The sequence below is a fragment of the Burkholderia anthina genome (assembly GCF_001547525.1).
GTDB lineage: Bacteria > Pseudomonadota > Gammaproteobacteria > Burkholderiales > Burkholderiaceae > Burkholderia > Burkholderia semiarida.
Genome location: NZ_CM003768.1, coordinates 121145 through 136274 on the forward strand (window position 1 = coordinate 121145; position 15130 = coordinate 136274).

15 protein-coding genes are annotated in these 15130 nt (G+C 64.4%); 12 read left to right on the forward strand and 3 right to left on the reverse strand.

All coding sequences use genetic code 11. The features are described from left to right. Positions 1 to 38 precede the first annotated feature (38 nt). The 4 genes from WS64_RS32040 to WS64_RS00640 all read left to right on the forward strand — a co-directional run bounded on the left by WS64_RS32040 (position 39) and on the right by WS64_RS00640 (position 2324). Positions 39 to 467: an SMI1/KNR4 family protein gene (locus tag WS64_RS32040; RefSeq protein ID WP_081103835.1), complete on the forward strand. Its 429-nt coding sequence runs from the start codon at positions 39 to 41 to the stop codon at positions 465 to 467. A gap of 309 nt (positions 468 to 776) precedes the next feature. After that, entirely contained in the window at positions 777 to 1286 is a 510-nt protein-coding gene (locus WS64_RS32045) for a DUF4265 domain-containing protein (protein ID WP_208606841.1), read from the forward strand. A 111-nt stretch (positions 1287 to 1397) separates the two neighbouring features. Next, positions 1398 to 1823 carry a DUF2750 domain-containing protein gene (locus WS64_RS32050; protein WP_081103757.1) on the forward strand — a complete coding sequence of 142 codons (426 nt, stop codon included), beginning with the start codon at positions 1398 to 1400 and terminating at the stop codon, positions 1821 to 1823. A 183-nt stretch (positions 1824 to 2006) separates the two neighbouring features. Then, complete coding sequence (locus tag WS64_RS00640; protein WP_060965499.1) at positions 2007 to 2324, forward strand: DUF7716 domain-containing protein; 318 nt, start codon at positions 2007 to 2009, stop codon at positions 2322 to 2324. Positions 2325 to 2402: 78 nt separating this feature from the next. On the opposite strand, the gene icmH is transcribed toward WS64_RS00640, so the two are convergent. The 3 genes from icmH to tssJ all read right to left on the reverse strand — a co-directional run bounded on the left by icmH (position 2403) and on the right by tssJ (position 5242). Beyond that, the gene (gene icmH, locus WS64_RS00645) at positions 2403 to 3185 is read right to left on the reverse strand and encodes a type IVB secretion system protein IcmH/DotU (RefSeq protein WP_059577187.1); all 783 of its coding nucleotides are present in this window, start codon (positions 3183 to 3185) and stop codon (positions 2403 to 2405) included. Beyond that, positions 3182 to 4528, reverse strand: a complete 1347-nt coding sequence (gene tssK / locus WS64_RS00650; protein ID WP_059577185.1) for a type VI secretion system baseplate subunit TssK — start codon at positions 4526 to 4528, stop codon at positions 3182 to 3184. The genes icmH and tssK overlap by 4 nt, the downstream gene beginning before the upstream one ends. Before the next feature lie 102 nt (positions 4529 to 4630). Next, entirely contained in the window at positions 4631 to 5242 is a 612-nt protein-coding gene (gene tssJ, locus WS64_RS00655; RefSeq protein WP_060965500.1) for a type VI secretion system lipoprotein TssJ, read from the reverse strand. A gap of 373 nt (positions 5243 to 5615) precedes the next feature. Here tssJ and WS64_RS00660 point away from each other — a divergent pair, with 373 nt between their 5' ends. The 8 genes from WS64_RS00660 to tssH all read left to right on the forward strand — a co-directional run bounded on the left by WS64_RS00660 (position 5616) and on the right by tssH (position 15127). Next, positions 5616 to 6251 carry a tetratricopeptide repeat protein gene (locus WS64_RS00660; protein WP_060965501.1) on the forward strand — a complete coding sequence of 212 codons (636 nt, stop codon included), beginning with the start codon at positions 5616 to 5618 and terminating at the stop codon, positions 6249 to 6251. A 46-nt stretch (positions 6252 to 6297) separates the two neighbouring features. Then, positions 6298 to 6813, forward strand: coding sequence for a type VI secretion system contractile sheath small subunit (gene tssB, locus WS64_RS00665; RefSeq protein WP_027783377.1), 516 nt, complete (start codon positions 6298 to 6300; stop codon positions 6811 to 6813). Between the two features lie 15 nt (positions 6814 to 6828). After that, on the forward strand, positions 6829 to 8319 hold the full coding sequence (tssC, locus tag WS64_RS00670) for a type VI secretion system contractile sheath large subunit (protein WP_006484397.1): 1491 nt from the start codon (positions 6829 to 6831) through the stop codon (positions 8317 to 8319). Between the two features lie 70 nt (positions 8320 to 8389). Continuing rightward, entirely contained in the window at positions 8390 to 8893 is a 504-nt protein-coding gene (locus tag WS64_RS00675) for an Hcp family type VI secretion system effector (RefSeq protein ID WP_059449787.1), read from the forward strand. 61 nt (positions 8894 to 8954) lie between these two features. After that, positions 8955 to 9440 (forward strand): type VI secretion system baseplate subunit TssE, encoded by a 486-nt coding sequence (tssE, locus tag WS64_RS00680; RefSeq protein ID WP_034183677.1) that lies wholly within the window; start codon positions 8955 to 8957, stop codon positions 9438 to 9440. A 76-nt stretch (positions 9441 to 9516) separates the two neighbouring features. After that, positions 9517 to 11352, forward strand: coding sequence for a type VI secretion system baseplate subunit TssF (gene tssF / locus WS64_RS00685; protein ID WP_059577179.1), 1836 nt, complete (start codon positions 9517 to 9519; stop codon positions 11350 to 11352). After that, the gene (gene tssG, locus WS64_RS00690; protein ID WP_060965502.1) at positions 11316 to 12416 is read left to right on the forward strand and encodes a type VI secretion system baseplate subunit TssG; all 1101 of its coding nucleotides are present in this window, start codon (positions 11316 to 11318) and stop codon (positions 12414 to 12416) included. Before tssF ends, tssG begins: the two co-directional genes overlap by 37 nt. A gap of 44 nt (positions 12417 to 12460) precedes the next feature. Continuing rightward, positions 12461 to 15127 (forward strand): type VI secretion system ATPase TssH, encoded by a 2667-nt coding sequence (gene tssH / locus WS64_RS00695; RefSeq protein WP_060965503.1) that lies wholly within the window; start codon positions 12461 to 12463, stop codon positions 15125 to 15127. The last annotated feature ends 3 nt before the right edge of the window (positions 15128 to 15130 follow it).

A 15130-nucleotide genomic window follows, 5' to 3' on the forward strand; every position in this document is an offset into this window, starting at 1 on the left:
TCTCCCGAAGGCGAGCTCTTTACCGTAAGTGAGAAATGATGGCTAAAGCGCGAGTGATAGGTACGACAATAGACGCGATCCATGCAGCTGAGACGGAATTGGCGCGAACCTTGCCTAAGTCTTTCTCGGATTGGCTGTTGGACAACAACGGCAGAGCATTGGGCGCCTTGGTTGTGTTTCCTGTATTTGATGCACGCGATCCCCGTAAGACGTGGGAGTCGATAGTTCGTCGCTTCAAAGGAGACTGGCAGGAATGGCAAGACAATTTCTCTGGTAGCTCTATCGACTTCTCTCAATTGCTACCGTTTGCCGAATTCGGTACGGGCGATTACTACTGCTTCGACTACGGAACGCTTGGCAACGCGGGGGAACCTGTTGTCGTTCTTTGGTCGCCTGAGACAGGACAGACGTCGGCGGTTGCTGACAGTTTTGCAGCCTTCTTGACCATGCCCGGTCGCCCTGGATAGCTTTAGTAACTCAAGCATAGGAGCCGCGGAAGCGGCTCCTATTGCGACGTGAGCCACCGCAGCACCGTTAGCAAGATTTACGGCGGAGATATCGAGTGTGTCAAGATGCACCCTCCCCTTGAAATAGCGCATAGATCACGCACGTGCCCGAATGGCGCAAATTGCATCATGTCGTGTACAACACGCGGCCTCGAATGGCCTCCGTCGATCGAAGCCCGCGTGGCGCCTGTACTTGAATTGAAAAAAGCATCTCCGATCGGGAGCGATTTAATCGTGTGATGTGCGCCGTGTGGTAATTGAGGACAAAATGTGAAAGAGCTTAGGAAGATTGCATTTCAGTTGAAGAAGGATGAAGACGGATACCCTCCAATGGAATATGAGTCTCTCTGGGGTATATTTTCGGATGATCTTTCTTGTGTGGTTGATAACGTACCGTATTACGTCTGCGGTGTGAGTAAAGGGGACACGGTAGCGATGAAGGATGTCGACGGAGAACTCTTTGCAACGTCCGTGGTTGCACGAGGAGGCCATTCAACACTGCGAGTTTTTGCCGAGAACCCCGACACTAAAGCATCGATCATTTCCGATCTGAACTCTCTCGGAGCGCAATGTTCCGTCACGCGTGGGCTTTCTCTCTTTGCGGTTGACATTCCTTCCGATGCTGATTTCGGAAAGATCGACGCGATGCTCGCCTCCAAATCTGATGGCGAGTATGTTGCATATGAGGACGCGTGCTTGCAACACGGGGGCGTCAGCGCCGACCGGGCACTCGAATGTGAGTCGCTCGCGTCGGTTCCTCTACGGCTGCACTCAGGATGAGTGGGCTTGATGCGCCAGAAGATGCTGCGCGAGGTAGTCGGTTGTGGAGTGGGTTACTGCGATTCGCCTGCAGCATCTACTATCGTTACGTCGGGGTTCACGTGACAAACGATGACGGCATATCTAAACAATATAGAGAACGTGCTGCGACTCGATGCACAGTCCCGATGCGACTATTTCGTCCGCAAGGTCGCTGACTTTGAAGTCGTCTGGGGTCTCTTTGACAAGGGGTGGGCGACTGCCCATACCGGTGCAGCGACAGTGGTGCCTTTCTGGCCAGAGGAGGAGTTCGCAAGGTTATGCGCCACTGATGAATGGCAGGGATTCCTCCCAAAGGAGATTGCTTTAGCCGATTTTCTAGATCGATGGCTGCCTGGGATGGCGAATGATCAGCGAATTTGTGGTGTCTTTGCGGCACCAAGTGATCAGGGAACACTGATGTTGCCGATGGATCTGGAAAAACTGATTCCAAGAGGTGAAAGGCCCCGCTCGGGCCCGACCGGCTCGGACAAGCGCAATGGAGATCGTCGCGACTGAGGCGACCGCCCTACGCTTAGCGATGCATATCGGAGAGCTCGACCGACAGCGACCACCGCCCCAGCCCCGCGCATCCGAAATTGGCATAATCACGTTGACGCGAGCGCGGCGACGCAGGCACATTCGCGCCTGCGTCGCCGCCCGTCTTGCATTGACTTCAGTCCTGTTACAACCGCAACACCCATGCCGACCACCCCCGCGACGACCGCGTCGCTGAAACACATCCTCGAACACCCTGGCGATTTCCACGGATGGCTCTGCCTCCCGCAGACGCCATGGACCCTCGACACAGAGGGCGCATTCATCGAAGACGCCACTGACACCGAAGCCGCTACGCCACCCACCACCGCACCACATCCCGATTGGCGCGTGACCTTGAACAGCGCGACGATCGAGGACATCGTGATCAATGCGCACGACCAGGTCGACGAGCCGACCGCCACCCAGCTGTTCGACGCGTTCGTGTTCTACGTCGACAAGGAAGGCTTCATCCTGCTCTGAAGCCACACGCCACAGTAAAAAAGGACCGCCAAGCGGTCCTTTCTCATACAGCGTCAACGTCCGAACGAAGCGGGGCCCTCAAGGCAACGAAATCGTCAAATTAGCCGACTCCGGCCCAACCTTGATGACTTGCGAATAAGGCGCCAACGCCTGCAGCGTCTTGTCCTTGAGATAAGTATTGAGCCCGAGATACCCGAGCAGCGCCACCAGCGCAAACACGGCCCCGATCGCCCAGACCGGCACCTCGCGCTTGAGTCGATGCGCGATCTGGTCGGGCAGCGGCCAATGCGGCGCGAACGGCGCGCGTTTGCCCTTCATGTGCGCGATCTCGTCGCCGAGCCGCGCGGTGAGATAAGCCAGCTTCTCCGGCCCTTCGAGCAGATACTTGCCCTGGAACCCGAGCAGCAGGCACATATGGAACACCTCGAGCGACTGCAGCCGCGCCGCGCCCTGCGCGCGACATTCCTCGAGATACTGGAAGAACTTCTCGCCCGCGAGCTGCTCGCCGAACAGCACGAGCTGTAGCGGCCGGCGTTCCCAGTCCGCGCGGATCTTGAACTGCGACGACAGCACCATTTCGTCGATCGCCGCGCAGAACGCGAACTTCGCGCCGTACACGTCCTCGGCGGCAATATTCAGCTTCTTCGCGCCGCGTTCGAAATCGGACAGGAATTCCTGGATCCGCGTGCTGAACTCGCTGGCGCTGTCCGGCTCCCGCCCGTTCTTGAGCAGGAACAGCATGAAGAACCCGTCGTACAGCAAATCGAGCAGCGAGCGGGCCTGGAACGCGGAATCCGTCGACGCCGGGCTGTGCAGGGGCGGCGGCACGTTGTCGCCGAACAGGGAAGGCGCGTAGCTCATGATGTGACCGCGATCAGTTCGAATTTCAGGTCATTGATGCCAGTCGGCGCGTAGATCATCGCGGACTGGGCCTGCAGCATGCGCTCGTACAGCGGGCTGCGCGAATCGAGCGCGAAGTAGCACGCGCCGGGGCGCACCGGAATCGCGGGCGGCACCTGCGGCGTGTACGACAGCCGTACGCCGGGCATCGCCGACAGCACGAGCTTGTCGACGTCGTCGGGCGCGCCGACCTTGAAGCGGGCCGGCACCGCATCGACGAGCTCGACGCTCGGCATGTCCGCGGACACCGCCAGATAGAACTCGGTCTTGTCGTCGATCTTGCCGGAATCGAGGCGGCCGAGGTGGAACGACGGGCGCACCTCGTCGAGCGTGATCGCGAAATAGCGCGTCGAGATCACGGTGTCGAGCAGTTCGCGCAGCATCAGGTCGAGACGCGCGAAGCTCGGGCCCGGATCGTCGTGGCGGTACACGGGCAGGTCGGCGAGCGTGTAGCCCTTCGAGAACGTCATCAGCTGGCCCGCGAGGCGCAGCAGTTCCTGGAACAGCCGCTCCGGATGCAGCGCCGCGTGCTGGTGCAGGTGCGCGAGCGTCGCGAACGCGGCATTCGCCGTGTGCAGCAGCCAGAACGATGCGATGTCGCCCGAGCGGAACTCGATGATGTTCTTCGACGGCTCGCGGTGGAAGCCGTACAGCGCGTTCACCTTCGCCTGCAGCGCGTCGACGAGCTGGCGCAGCCGCTGGTGCAGGATCGGCGACGCCTCGATCGCGAGGCACGGCGGCACGAAGCTGTCGTCGATCTCGAAGCCGGACGTCGCGGTGCGGCGCACGCGCACGAGCGGCACGGACAGCAACTGGTCGCGCGGCTCGCTGTGCGCGATCAGCTTGACTTGCGTCTTCAGGAACGTGATGTCGGCTTCGGCGGCGTCGGTGAAATTGTCGGCGACGCTCGTCTGCTCGCTGACGAACCGCGTCATGAAGCCGGCGGCCGGATCGTCGCTGTAGTTGGTGCCGTTCTCGCGCAGCGGATGCAGCGCGAGATAGAACACGAATTCGTTGATGCCGTCGGGCAACGTATCCAGCGCGATCGGCGGCGGCAGGTCGTCGGCCTGCGGCGCGGCATACAGCGCGCCGTCCGGAAACACGAGCGCGAGGTCGGCTACCCGCAGCACGTTGCTGCCGAGCGCGTCGCGGTCGATGCGCACGGAGCGCACGCCCCAGTTGTACGGCTGGATCGCCTGGATGGACTCGAACAGGCGCGCCTCGTGGTACGCGTCCTGCCGTTGAAAGTGTTGAGGCCGGAGGAACAGCCCTTCCCCCCACAGCACCTTGGCCGAATAACTCATGTCAAATCCGGTTAATGTGGCGTTGCGATGTAATCGATTTGTTCGTGCCCGAATTAAATCGCCAATTGTTAACTCTTGTTAATTGACATTCGTGCGTCATGTTTAACCGCAGGACACCGAAGACAGCATATTCAGCGGCTGCGAAGGCGCACCCTGTTGCGGTGCGATGACCGTGCCGCCGGTGACCGTCATCGCGCAGTTATGCAGGCCGATGATTATGCCGGATTTCTCCGACTTCGCCGGATCGAACGTCAGTTTCCATCGTTGCAGCGCGGGATCGCGGAACAGCGCGACGATACCGAATGCCTGCGCTTCGCGCGACACCTTCTCGGTCGCCGTATAGCGCTGGCCCGGAATCAGCGTGATTTCGCGCACGTTCAGCAGGTCGGCGCCGAGTGCGGCTTTTTCCTTGGTCGGATCGGTAAATGCGTCGAACGGCGCTTGCTGGAACGAGGTCGGCTCCTTCAGCGCATAGAGCCGGACGACGAGCGCGAGCGGCTTGTTGTCGGTCGCGGCGTTCAGGTTCGGCGCGGCGGCCAGCGTCAGCCCGATGTTGCGCGGCGGCTTCTGCGCATCGGGCACCTCGGGCTTGCCGATGCCGGCCGCGGACATCACGGCGCTCGCGGCCGAGCCGAGCAGCGGGGCGGCCGCGCATCCGGCCAGAAGGGCGCAGGCGACCAGCGGCAGCGCGTAGCGAATCATGGACGATCTCATCGTGTTTCCGGCGTGCCGCCTTTATCCCTGTCAAAACTGCCGGGTATTACCACGTTCGCTGCGGGTCCCCGACACTGCACCGTTCAACTATTAAGCACGCTCGCGTCAAGGCGAGCGCTCGGAAATTTTTTCCGCCGCCGGGGCGACGCGTCGTGCGACCAGTAAAACTTGCGCTTCCCGGCCCGACGAAAAACCGTCGCGAGCCCGCCGCGAGCGGTCATTCGAGGGGGTAGCGCCCAGTTTTAAAAGGAATTACTCTTCACACGACGATTGAATTATGAAAAATTGATCGGTACTATACCCGCGCGCTTCTTGCAAAGCAAAAGAACCAGATTCTCAACGATTTAAAACTCACGCGCCGGTGGATATAACGATGAAAGACCGTCTGTTCGCAAAACTGTCTGGGGTAGTGGTGGCTTGCGGCGTGATCGCCGGCTGTGCGAGCCAGCCCCCCGCGCCGCCGACTGCGGAAGTGTTCAACAAGTCGCTGGCCGATGCGGACGCCGTCGCGAAGGCGGGGGACCAGGACAAGGCGCTCGGCCTGTACCAGCAGCTCGCGAAGTCGGATCCGACGCGCGAGGAGCCGTGGTCGCGCATCGCCCAAATCCAGTTCGCGCAAAACCATTACGGCCAGGCGATCGTCGCCGCGCAGGAAGCGCTGCAGCGCGACGCGACCGATCGCCAGGCGAAGAGCGTGCTGGCCGTCGCCGGCCTGCGGATCGCCACGCAGTCGCTCGGCGAGCTGCGTCAGGATGCGTCGCTCGCGGGCGACGCGAAGTCCGACGCGCAGGCGCTCGCGAAGCAGCTGCGCGACACGCTCGGCGAGTCGGCGCTGTTCCCGCCGGAGCAGCGGGCGCAGTCGAAGAAGTACAGCGGCCGCCGTACGGTTCATCGTGCGAAGGCCGGGGCCGCACCGGCCGCGGACACGGCCGCGAGCGCCGCCCCGACTCCGACGCCCCCCGCGGCGCAAAAGGGCAGCGCGGATCCGTTCGGCGCACTGCGCAACTGAAACCGCAACTGACGCGATAACCACAACTAACCTGGGAGCCGTCGAGATGGCCAAGAAAGAAAGCATTCAGAAAAGCTTGCAGAAAATACGGCCGCCGCGCGTCCAGCTGACCTACGAGGTCGAGAAGGGCGATGCGATCGAGGTGAAGGAACTGCCGTTCGTCGTCGGGGTCGTCGGCGATCTGGCGGGCCAGTCCGAAATCGAGCAGCCGAAGCTGCGCGACCGCAAGTTCGTCAATATCGACCGCGACAATTTCGACGACGTGATGAAGGCGATCGAGCCGCGCGCCGCGTTCCAGGTGGAAAACCGCCTGAGCCCGGAAGGCGGCAAGTTCGCGGTCGACCTGAAGTTCCGCTCGCTGTCGGATTTCAGCCCGGACGAAGTCGTCGAACAGGTCGAGCCGCTGCGCCGCCTGCTCGAGGCGCGCTCGAAGCTCGCCGACCTGCGCAACAAGCTCGCCGGCAACGACAAGCTCGAGGATCTGCTGTCCGAGGTGCTGAAGAACACGCAGCAGCTGCAGGAGCTCGCGAAGGGCACGGGCAGCGACAAAGACGGCGAATGACGACGGAGTGTTGAGATGAACCAGCAAACGGCTGCGGCCCAAGCGAGCGGCGCGGAATACGCCGCCGGGACTTCGCTGCTCGACGACATCGTCGAGAAGAGCAAGGTCGCGAAATCCGATTCCGAGCATGCGCGTGCGAAGGACCTGATCGGCGAACTCGTGCACCAGGTGCTCGACGGCACGGTGATCGTGTCGGACAACCTGTCGGCCACGATCGACGCGCGCGTCGCGGAACTCGACCGCCTGATTTCCACGCAGCTTTCCGCCGTGATGCACGCGCCGGAATTCCAGCGCCTCGAAAGCACGTGGCGCGGGCTGGACTATCTGGTCAAGGAAAGCAACACGGGCCAGACGATCAAGATCAAGGCGCTGCACGCACCGAAGCGCGACCTCGTGCGCGACTTCAAGGGCGCGAGCGAGTTCGACCAGAGCGCGCTGTTCAAGAAGGTCTACGAAGAGGAATTCGGCACGTTCGGCGGCTCGCCGTTCGGTGCGCTGATCGGCGATTACGAGATCTCGCGCCAGCCGGAAGACATGTACTTCATCGAGCAGATGTCGCACGTCGCGGCGGCCGCGCATGCGCCGTTCATCGCGTCGGCGTCGCCGGAGCTGCTCGGCCTCGAGTCGTTCTCCGATCTCGGCAAGCCGCGCGACCTCGGCAAGGTGTTCGACACGGTCGAGTACGCGAAGTGGAAGTCGTTCCGCGACGCCGAGGATTCGCGCTACGTCGGCCTGACGCTGCCGCGCTTTCTCGGCCGGCTGCCGTTCAATCCGAAGGACGGCCAGACCGCGGAGAATTTCAACTTCGTCGAGGATGTCGACGGCACCGATCACGACAAGTACCTGTGGTGCAACGCGGCATGGGCCTTCGCGGCCCGCCTGACGGCCGCGTTCGACGACTTCGGCTGGTGCGCGGCGATCCGCGGCGTCGAAGGCGGCGGCCTCGTCGAGGATCTGCCGACCCACACGTTCAAGACCGACGACGGTGAAGTCGCGCTGAAGTGCCCGACCGAAATCGCGATCACCGATCGCCGCGAGAAGGAGCTGAGCGACCTCGGCTTCATCCCGCTCGTCCATTGCAAGAACTCAGATTACGCCGCGTTCTTCGCCGCGCAGTCGGTGCAAAAGCCGAAAAAGTACAGCACCGACAGCGCGAATGCGAACGCCGTCCTGTCCGCCCAGCTTCAGTACATCTTCTCGGTATCGCGCGTCGCGCATTACCTGAAGGCGATGATGCGGGACAAGATCGGCAGCTTCGCATCGGCGCAGAACGTGGAGACTTTCCTCAACCGGTGGATTTCGCAGTACGTCCTGCTCGACGACAACGCCTCGCAGGAACAGAAAGCGCAATTTCCGCTGCGCGAGGCATCCATACAAGTGTCGGAGATTCCGGGCAAGCCGGGCTCGTATCGTTCGGTCGCGTTCCTGCGCCCGCACTTTCAGCTCGACGAACTCTCGATTTCTCTGCGACTTGTCGCTGATCTGCCCAAACCGGCAAATTCATAAGCGAGTAAATCGCCCGGGCGGGCCGCCTGGGTAGGACGTTAAAACCACCTCTTTGGGGAGTCGAAGGGCCATGTTACATATGCACTTGCAGTTTGGTAGTCCCGCGGTGAAGGGCGAGTCCGCGGACAAGGACCACCAGGGCTGGATCGAACTGAAATCGTGGGATCACTCGATCGTTCAGCCGCGTTCGGCAACCGCATCGACCGCTGGCGGTCACACGATGACGCGTTGCGAGCACGGCGACATGATCTTCACGAAGGAAATCGATTCGTCGAGCCCGCTGCTGTACCAGCACGCTTCGGGCGGTACCACGTTCGACGAAGTGACGGTCCATTTCTCGCGCGCGGACGGTGAAGGCAAGCGCGTGCAGTATCTGGAAGTCAAGCTCAAGTACGTGATCATCTCGAGCATCGCCCCGAGCGTTCGCGAGGAAGGTCTGCCGATCGAGACGTTCTCGCTGAAGTACGCAGCCGTGCAGTGGAAGCAAACCCAGCAGAAGATCGGCGGCAACCAGGGCGGCAACACGCAGGGCGCCTGGAGCCTGACGAAGAACGACAAGACCTACGCGGTCTAAGGTCGGTTGCGGCAACGGGGCGCTCGCGTCCCGTTGCCGTTTTCGCTGTCAACACCGGCCGATGAAACGATTCGAACCCAGTTTTCTCGACAAGCTGTTCGACGACGAACCGCATCTGCCGGCCTCGGCCGCGATGCGGCAATTGTCGCTGGACGAGCTCAAGACCACGGTCGCCCGCGACGTCGAGGCGATCCTCAACACCCGTATCGCGCACACCGAGAACGAGCTGGCCGCGCTGCCGGAATGCCAGAAATCGGTGCTGACCTACGGGCTGAACGATTTCGCGGGGCTGAGCCTCGCGAGCCACTACGATCGCGCGTTCATCTGCAAGTCGATCCAGCAGGCGATCGCGCGCCACGAGCCGCGCCTGCAGCAGGTGCAGGTGACGTTCGAGCTGAACGAGCAGGCCACCAACGCGCTCTATTTCGCGATCCAGGCGTTGCTCGTGGTGCACCCGGCCGAGGAGCCGGTGAATTTCGACGCGATGCTGCAACCGTCGACGCTGCAGTATTCGGTCACGCGCGCACGCGCGGCACGCATGCAGTAAATCAAGCCGCCGAGCGGGCCGGACCGCCCGGTGGTGAATCAGGTCCGGCAGGAAATATTGAGGTTCGGGGTCGTCGATGGAAGAATTGCTGCCGTATTACGAACGCGAATTATCGTTTTTGCGGCGCTATTCGCGAGATTTCGCCGAACGCTATCCGAAGATCGCCGCACGCCTCGCGCTGTCCGGCGAGCATTGCGAGGATCCGCACGTCGAGCGGATGATCGAGTCGTTCGCGCTGCTCGGCGCGCGCATCAACAAGAAGCTCGACGACGACTACCCGGAATTCACCGAAGCGCTGCTGGAAGTGCTGTATCCGCACTACCTGCGGCCGTTTCCGTCGTGCTCGATCGCGCAGTTCACGCCGGCTTCGCCCGGCCAGCAGACCGAACCGGTCGTGATCGATCGCGGCACCGAGCTGAAGAGCCGCCCGATCCGCGGCGTGCAATGCCGGTTCCGCACCGCCTACGACGTGACGCTCGCGCCGATCCGCATCTCGGAGGCGCGCTACACGCCGGTCGCGCTCGCGCCGAGCGCGACGGTGCTGCCGTCGAATGCGACGGGCGTGATCTCGATCACGTTCGAATCGCTCGCCGCGCAGCTCGATCTCGGCGCGCTGAAGCTGCCCACGCTGCGCGCGCACCTGCACGGCGAGCAGTCGTTCGTCGCCGCGCTGACCGACTGCCTGTTCATCAACGTGCTCGGTGCGTATGTCGAGCCCGAGCGCAACGGCCGCTGGACCGCGCTGCGCAAGCTGCCGATCGCGCAGGCCGGCTTCGCCGAGGACGACGCGCTGATCGACTATCCGGCGAAGTCGCATCCCGCGTACCGCCTGCTCACCGAGTACTTCGCGTTCCCCGACAAGTTCGATTTCGTCGATTTCGACCTCGCGGCGATCGCGCGCGCGTCGGGCCGCTGCCAGCGCGCGACGCTGCATCTCGTGCTGCAGGACGTGCGCGGCGATTCGCACGTCGCGCGCCTGCTCGAGCTGCTGACGGCGAGCCATTTCCGGCTGTTCTGCACGCCGATCGTCAACCTGTTCCGCCAGCATGGCGAGCCGATCCGCATCACGCACCGCGCGGTGTCGTATCCGGTGATCGCCGAGGCGCGGCGCGCGTTCGCATACGAGGTGTATTCGATCGACTCGGTGAAGCTCGTCCGGCAACAGGCGCACGAGGAATCGGTGATCGAGTTCCGGCCGTTCTATTCGCTGCATCACGGCGAAGCGGCGCGCATCGGCCACTACTGGTTCGCGCGCCGCAACGACTGGGTCGCGCAGAAGAGCCCCGGCTACGAAACCGAGATCTCGATCGTCGACATCGACTTCGAGCCGACGTCGCCGCAGACCGACACGCTGAGCCTCGACCTTACCTGCACGAACCGCGACCTGCCTTCGATGCTCGCGTTCGGCCTCGAAGGCGGCGACCTGTTCCAGGAGGGCGGCGCGCAGACGAGCGGCATCTCGCTGCTGCGCCGGCCGACACAGAGCGTGCGCTTCGAGCGCGGCCGCGCCGCGCACTGGCGGCTCGTGTCGCATCTCGCGCTCAACCACGTGTCGCTCGTCGCGCACGGCCTCGCGCCGCTGAAGGAAATGCTGACGCTGTACGACCTGCGGCGCACGGCCGTGTCGATGCGCCAGATCGACGGCCTGGCCGGTGTCGAACAGCGCGGCGCGGTGCAGTGGCTGCCCGGCAAGCCGTTCGCGACCTTCGTGCGCGGCATCGAGATCCGGCTGACGATCGACGAGGAGCACTTCGTCGGCGCGAGCCTCGCGTCGTTCGTGCGCGTGCTCGACAGCTTCTTCGGGCTGTACGTCCACCTCAACAGTTTCGTTCAATTGGTCGTCGTGTCGAAGCGCACCGGCGAGGAGATCATCCGATGCAAGCCCCGAACCGGCGAATCGATCCTGGCGTAGTCGACGCGCTGCTCGACGAGCCGCACCGCTTCGAGTTCTTCCAGGCGGTGCGCGTGCTCGAAGGGCTGTTCGCGCGGCAGGCGTCGGATGCGCCCGGCGCGTGGCGGCAGGGCGACGTGGTCGCGCAGCGCATCGAATTCCGCAACACGCTGTCGCTCGGCTTCCCGCCGAGCGAGATCGAAGGCGCGCGCTCGTTCGACGGCGGCGGCGCGCCGCTGAACTCGAGCGAGCAGCGCGGCGCCGCGCTGGCCGCCGGCGAGCTCGGCCGCGTCGAGCTGACGCCCGCGTTCTTCGGCCTGCTCGGCGGGCAGGGCGCGCTGCCGCTGCACTACACCGAGCAGATCGTCGCGCGCGAGCATCTGCGGCGCGACCACGCGGCGCGCGCGTTCTTCGACGTGTTCTCGAACCGCGCGACCGCGCTGTTCTACGCGGCGTGGAAGAAATACCGGCTGCCGTTCCATTACGAACTCGACCGCGACGAGCGCTACCTGCCGCTGTTGCTCGCGATCGCGGGCGTGCCGAGCGACGAGGTGCGCGACAGCCTCGCGGCCGGCCCGGGCGGCGTGCTCGACGAGGCCGTGGCCGGCTACGCGCTCGCCGCGCGGCACCGGCCGATGTCGGCCGCTTACCTGCAGCGCACGCTGTCCGACTACTTCCGCGTGCCGGTGAAGATCGACCAGTTCGTCGGCAAGTGGTACGACGTGCCGCCCGATCAGCTGAGCGTGCTCGGCGAAGTCAACGCGGTGCTCGGCGCGACGGCGCTCGTCGGCGAGCGCGTGTGGCAGCGCGACATGCGCGCGCGGATCGTCGTCGGCCCGCTGTCCAAGCGCGACTACGAGGCGTTCCTGCCTGGCGGCGCGCACGCCGTCGCGCTCGAGCGGATGCTGACGCTGCTCGCCGGCGTCACGCTCGAGTACGAGGTGAAACTCGTGCTGAAACGCACGGAAGTCGGCGCGAGCGTGCTCGGCGCGGGCTCGCGGCTCGGCTGGGACGCGTTCCTGTGCACGCGCGACGCGGCCGAGGACCGGTCCGATGCCCGCTACGAACTGCACGTGATTCACTGATCCCGAACGACAACAAACACGCAAACGAACCTGAGACCGACGCCATGAGCACGCCTCTGAAGACCCTGATCACGAAACTGAACCCGCTGTGCCGGCACGCGACCGAGCGCGCGGCGAGCGCGTGCCTGGCGCGCGGCCACTACGAGGTCGATCTGGAGCACCTGTTCCTCGCGCTGCTCGACGAGGCGACGGGCGACCTGCCGCTCGCGCTGCGCGCGAGCCGCGTCGATCCGCACGCACTGCACGCCGATCTCGAACGCGAACTCACGCGCCTGAAGACGGGCAACACGCGCACGCCGGTGTTCTCCGTCCATCTGATCGCGCTGTTCGAGCAGGCGTGGCTGATCGCGTCGCTCGATTCGCAGCTCGGCCGCATCCGTTCGGGGCACCTGTTGCTCGCGCTGCTGACCGCGCCGGATCTCGCGCAGTTCGCGCAACGGATGTCGTCGCGGTTCGCGGAAATGAACGTGACGGACCTGAAGCACAAGTTCGACGAAATCATGGCCGGCTCGAGCGAAGCCGAGCCGCGCCAGGCGGACGACGACAGCGACGTCGCACCGGCCGCCGACGGCATGGCGCCCGCGGCCGGCCCGTCGAAGACGCCCGCGCTCGACACGTACACGACCAACCTTACGCAGCGCGCGCGCGACGGCAAGATCGATCCGGTGATCGGCCGCGAAGCGGAGATCCGCCAGGCGATCGACATCCTGATGCGCCGCCGCCAGAACAACCCGATCATGACCGGCGAGGCCGGCGTCGGCAAAACGGCGGTCGTCGAAGGGCTCGCGCTGCGCATCGCGGCCGACGACGTGCCGCCGCCGTTGCGCGGCGTCGCGCTGCACGTGCTCGACATGGGGCTGCTGCAGGCCGGCGCGAGCGTGAAGGGCGAGTTCGAGAACCGGCTGAAGAGCGTGATCGACGAGGTGAAGAAGAGCGCGCACCCGATCATCCTGTTCATCGACGAGGCGCACACGATCATCGGCGCGGGCGGCCAGGCCGGCCAGAACGATGCGGCGAACCTGCTGAAACCGGCGCTCGCGCGCGGCGAGCTGCGCACGATCGCCGCGACGACGTGGAGCGAATACAAGAAGTACTTCGAGAAGGATGCGGCGCTCGCGCGGCGCTTCCAGGTGGTGAAGGTCGAGGAGCCGAGCGAGCCGCTCGCGGCCGCGATGCTGCGCGGGATGTCGGGCCTGATGGAGAAGCATTTCAACGTGCGGATCCTCGACGATGCGATCACCGAGGCCGTGCGCCTGTCGCACCGCTACATCAGCGGCCGCCAGTTGCCGGACAAGGCGATCAGCGTGCTCGACACCGCGTGCGCGAAGGTCGCGCTCGCGCATAGCGCGACGCCGGCCGCGATCGACGACACGAAGAAGCGCATCGAGCGCATCGATGCGGAAATCGCGTCGCTGGAGCGCGAGGCGGCGGGCGGCGCGGCGCACGACGAGCGGCTCGGCGAGCTGCGCGGTGCGCGCGACACGGCGCTCGAACAACTGGCGAAGGATGAAGAACGCTACGAAGCCGAGCGCGTGATCGTCGCCGAGATCACCGAGCTGCGCGACACGCTCGACAAGGCGCGCGGCCCGTCGGAAGATGGCGAACCGGTCGATGTGCACGCCACGCGCGAGAAGCTGGCCGAACGCGTTGCCGCGCTGCATGCGCTGCAGGGCGGCGAGCCGATGGTGCCGCTGCAGGTGGACGGCCACGTCGTCGCCGAGATCGTCGCCGCGTGGACGGGCATCCCGCTCGGCCGGATGGTGAAGGACGAGATCGACACCGTGATGAACCTGCATCCGCTGCTCGCCGCGCGCGTGATCGGGCAGGACCATGCATTGGAGGCGATCGCGCAGCGCGTGCGCACCGCGACCGCGAACCTCGAGGATCCGAACAAGCCGCGCGGCGTGTTCATGTTCGTCGGGCCGTCGGGCGTCGGCAAGACCGAGACGGCGCTGGCGCTGGCCGACATCCTGTACGGCGGCGAGCGCAAGATGGTCACGATCAACATGAGCGAGTACCAGGAAGCGCACAGCGTGTCGGGCCTGAAGGGCTCGCCGCCGGGCTACGTCGGTTACGGCGAGGGCGGCGTGCTGACCGAGGCCGTGCGCCGCAACCCGTATTCCGTCGTGCTGCTCGACGAGGTCGAGAAGGCGCACCCCGACGTGCTCGAGATGTTCTTCCAGGTGTTCGACAAGGGCACGATGGACGACGCGGAAGGGCGCGAGATCGACTTCCGCAACACGCTGATCATTCTGACGTCGAACGTCGGCTCGGCCGCGGTGATGCAGGCGTGCCTGAACAAGCCGGCCGAGGAGCTGCCCGATCCGGACGCGCTCGCCGAGGCGCTGCGTCCGCAACTGTACAAGACCTTCAAGCCGGCGTTCCTCGGCCGGATGAAGGTCGTGCCGTACTATCCGATCTCCGACGACGTGCTGGCCGAGATCATCGAGCTGAAGCTCGAACGCATCCGGCGCCGGATCGACGCGAACCACAAGGCCGCGTTCGAATGGGACGAATCGCTTGTCGACGCGGTGCTCGCGCGCTGCACCGAGGTCGATTCGGGCGCCCGCAACGTCGACCACATCCTGAACGGCACGCTGCTGCCGGAGATCGCGGGCCACGTGCTCGGCCGGATCGCCGACGGCGCGGCCATCGCGCGCATCGCGGTGCGCGCGGACGAGGCCGGCGAATTCGCGTACACCGTCGAATGAGCG

Excerpts from the sequence above, each read along its gene's own strand:
- WS64_RS00640 (WP_060965499.1), top strand. The coding sequence starts at position 2,007 with ATGCCGACCACCCCCGCGACGACCGCGTCGCTGAAACACATCCTCGAA.
- tssC (WP_006484397.1), top strand. The coding sequence starts at position 6,829 with ATGAACCAGCAAACGGCTGCGGCCCAAGCGAGCGGCGCGGAATACGCC.
- WS64_RS32040 (WP_081103835.1), top strand. The coding sequence starts at position 39 with ATGGCTAAAGCGCGAGTGATAGGTACGACAATAGACGCGATCCATGCA.
- icmH (WP_059577187.1), bottom strand. The coding sequence starts at position 3,185 with ATGAGCTACGCGCCTTCCCTGTTCGGCGACAACGTGCCGCCGCCCCTG.
- tssB (WP_027783377.1), top strand. The coding sequence starts at position 6,298 with ATGGCCAAGAAAGAAAGCATTCAGAAAAGCTTGCAGAAAATACGGCCG.
- tssH (WP_060965503.1), top strand. The coding sequence starts at position 12,461 with ATGAGCACGCCTCTGAAGACCCTGATCACGAAACTGAACCCGCTGTGC.
- tssE (WP_034183677.1), top strand. The coding sequence starts at position 8,955 with ATGAAACGATTCGAACCCAGTTTTCTCGACAAGCTGTTCGACGACGAA.
- WS64_RS00675 (WP_059449787.1), top strand. The coding sequence starts at position 8,390 with ATGTTACATATGCACTTGCAGTTTGGTAGTCCCGCGGTGAAGGGCGAG.
- WS64_RS00660 (WP_060965501.1), top strand. The coding sequence starts at position 5,616 with ATGAAAGACCGTCTGTTCGCAAAACTGTCTGGGGTAGTGGTGGCTTGC.
- tssG (WP_060965502.1), top strand. The coding sequence starts at position 11,316 with ATGCAAGCCCCGAACCGGCGAATCGATCCTGGCGTAGTCGACGCGCTG.
- WS64_RS32050 (WP_081103757.1), top strand. The coding sequence starts at position 1,398 with ATGACGGCATATCTAAACAATATAGAGAACGTGCTGCGACTCGATGCA.
- tssK (WP_059577185.1), bottom strand. The coding sequence starts at position 4,528 with ATGAGTTATTCGGCCAAGGTGCTGTGGGGGGAAGGGCTGTTCCTCCGG.
- tssF (WP_059577179.1), top strand. The coding sequence starts at position 9,517 with ATGGAAGAATTGCTGCCGTATTACGAACGCGAATTATCGTTTTTGCGG.
- tssJ (WP_060965500.1), bottom strand. The coding sequence starts at position 5,242 with ATGAGATCGTCCATGATTCGCTACGCGCTGCCGCTGGTCGCCTGCGCC.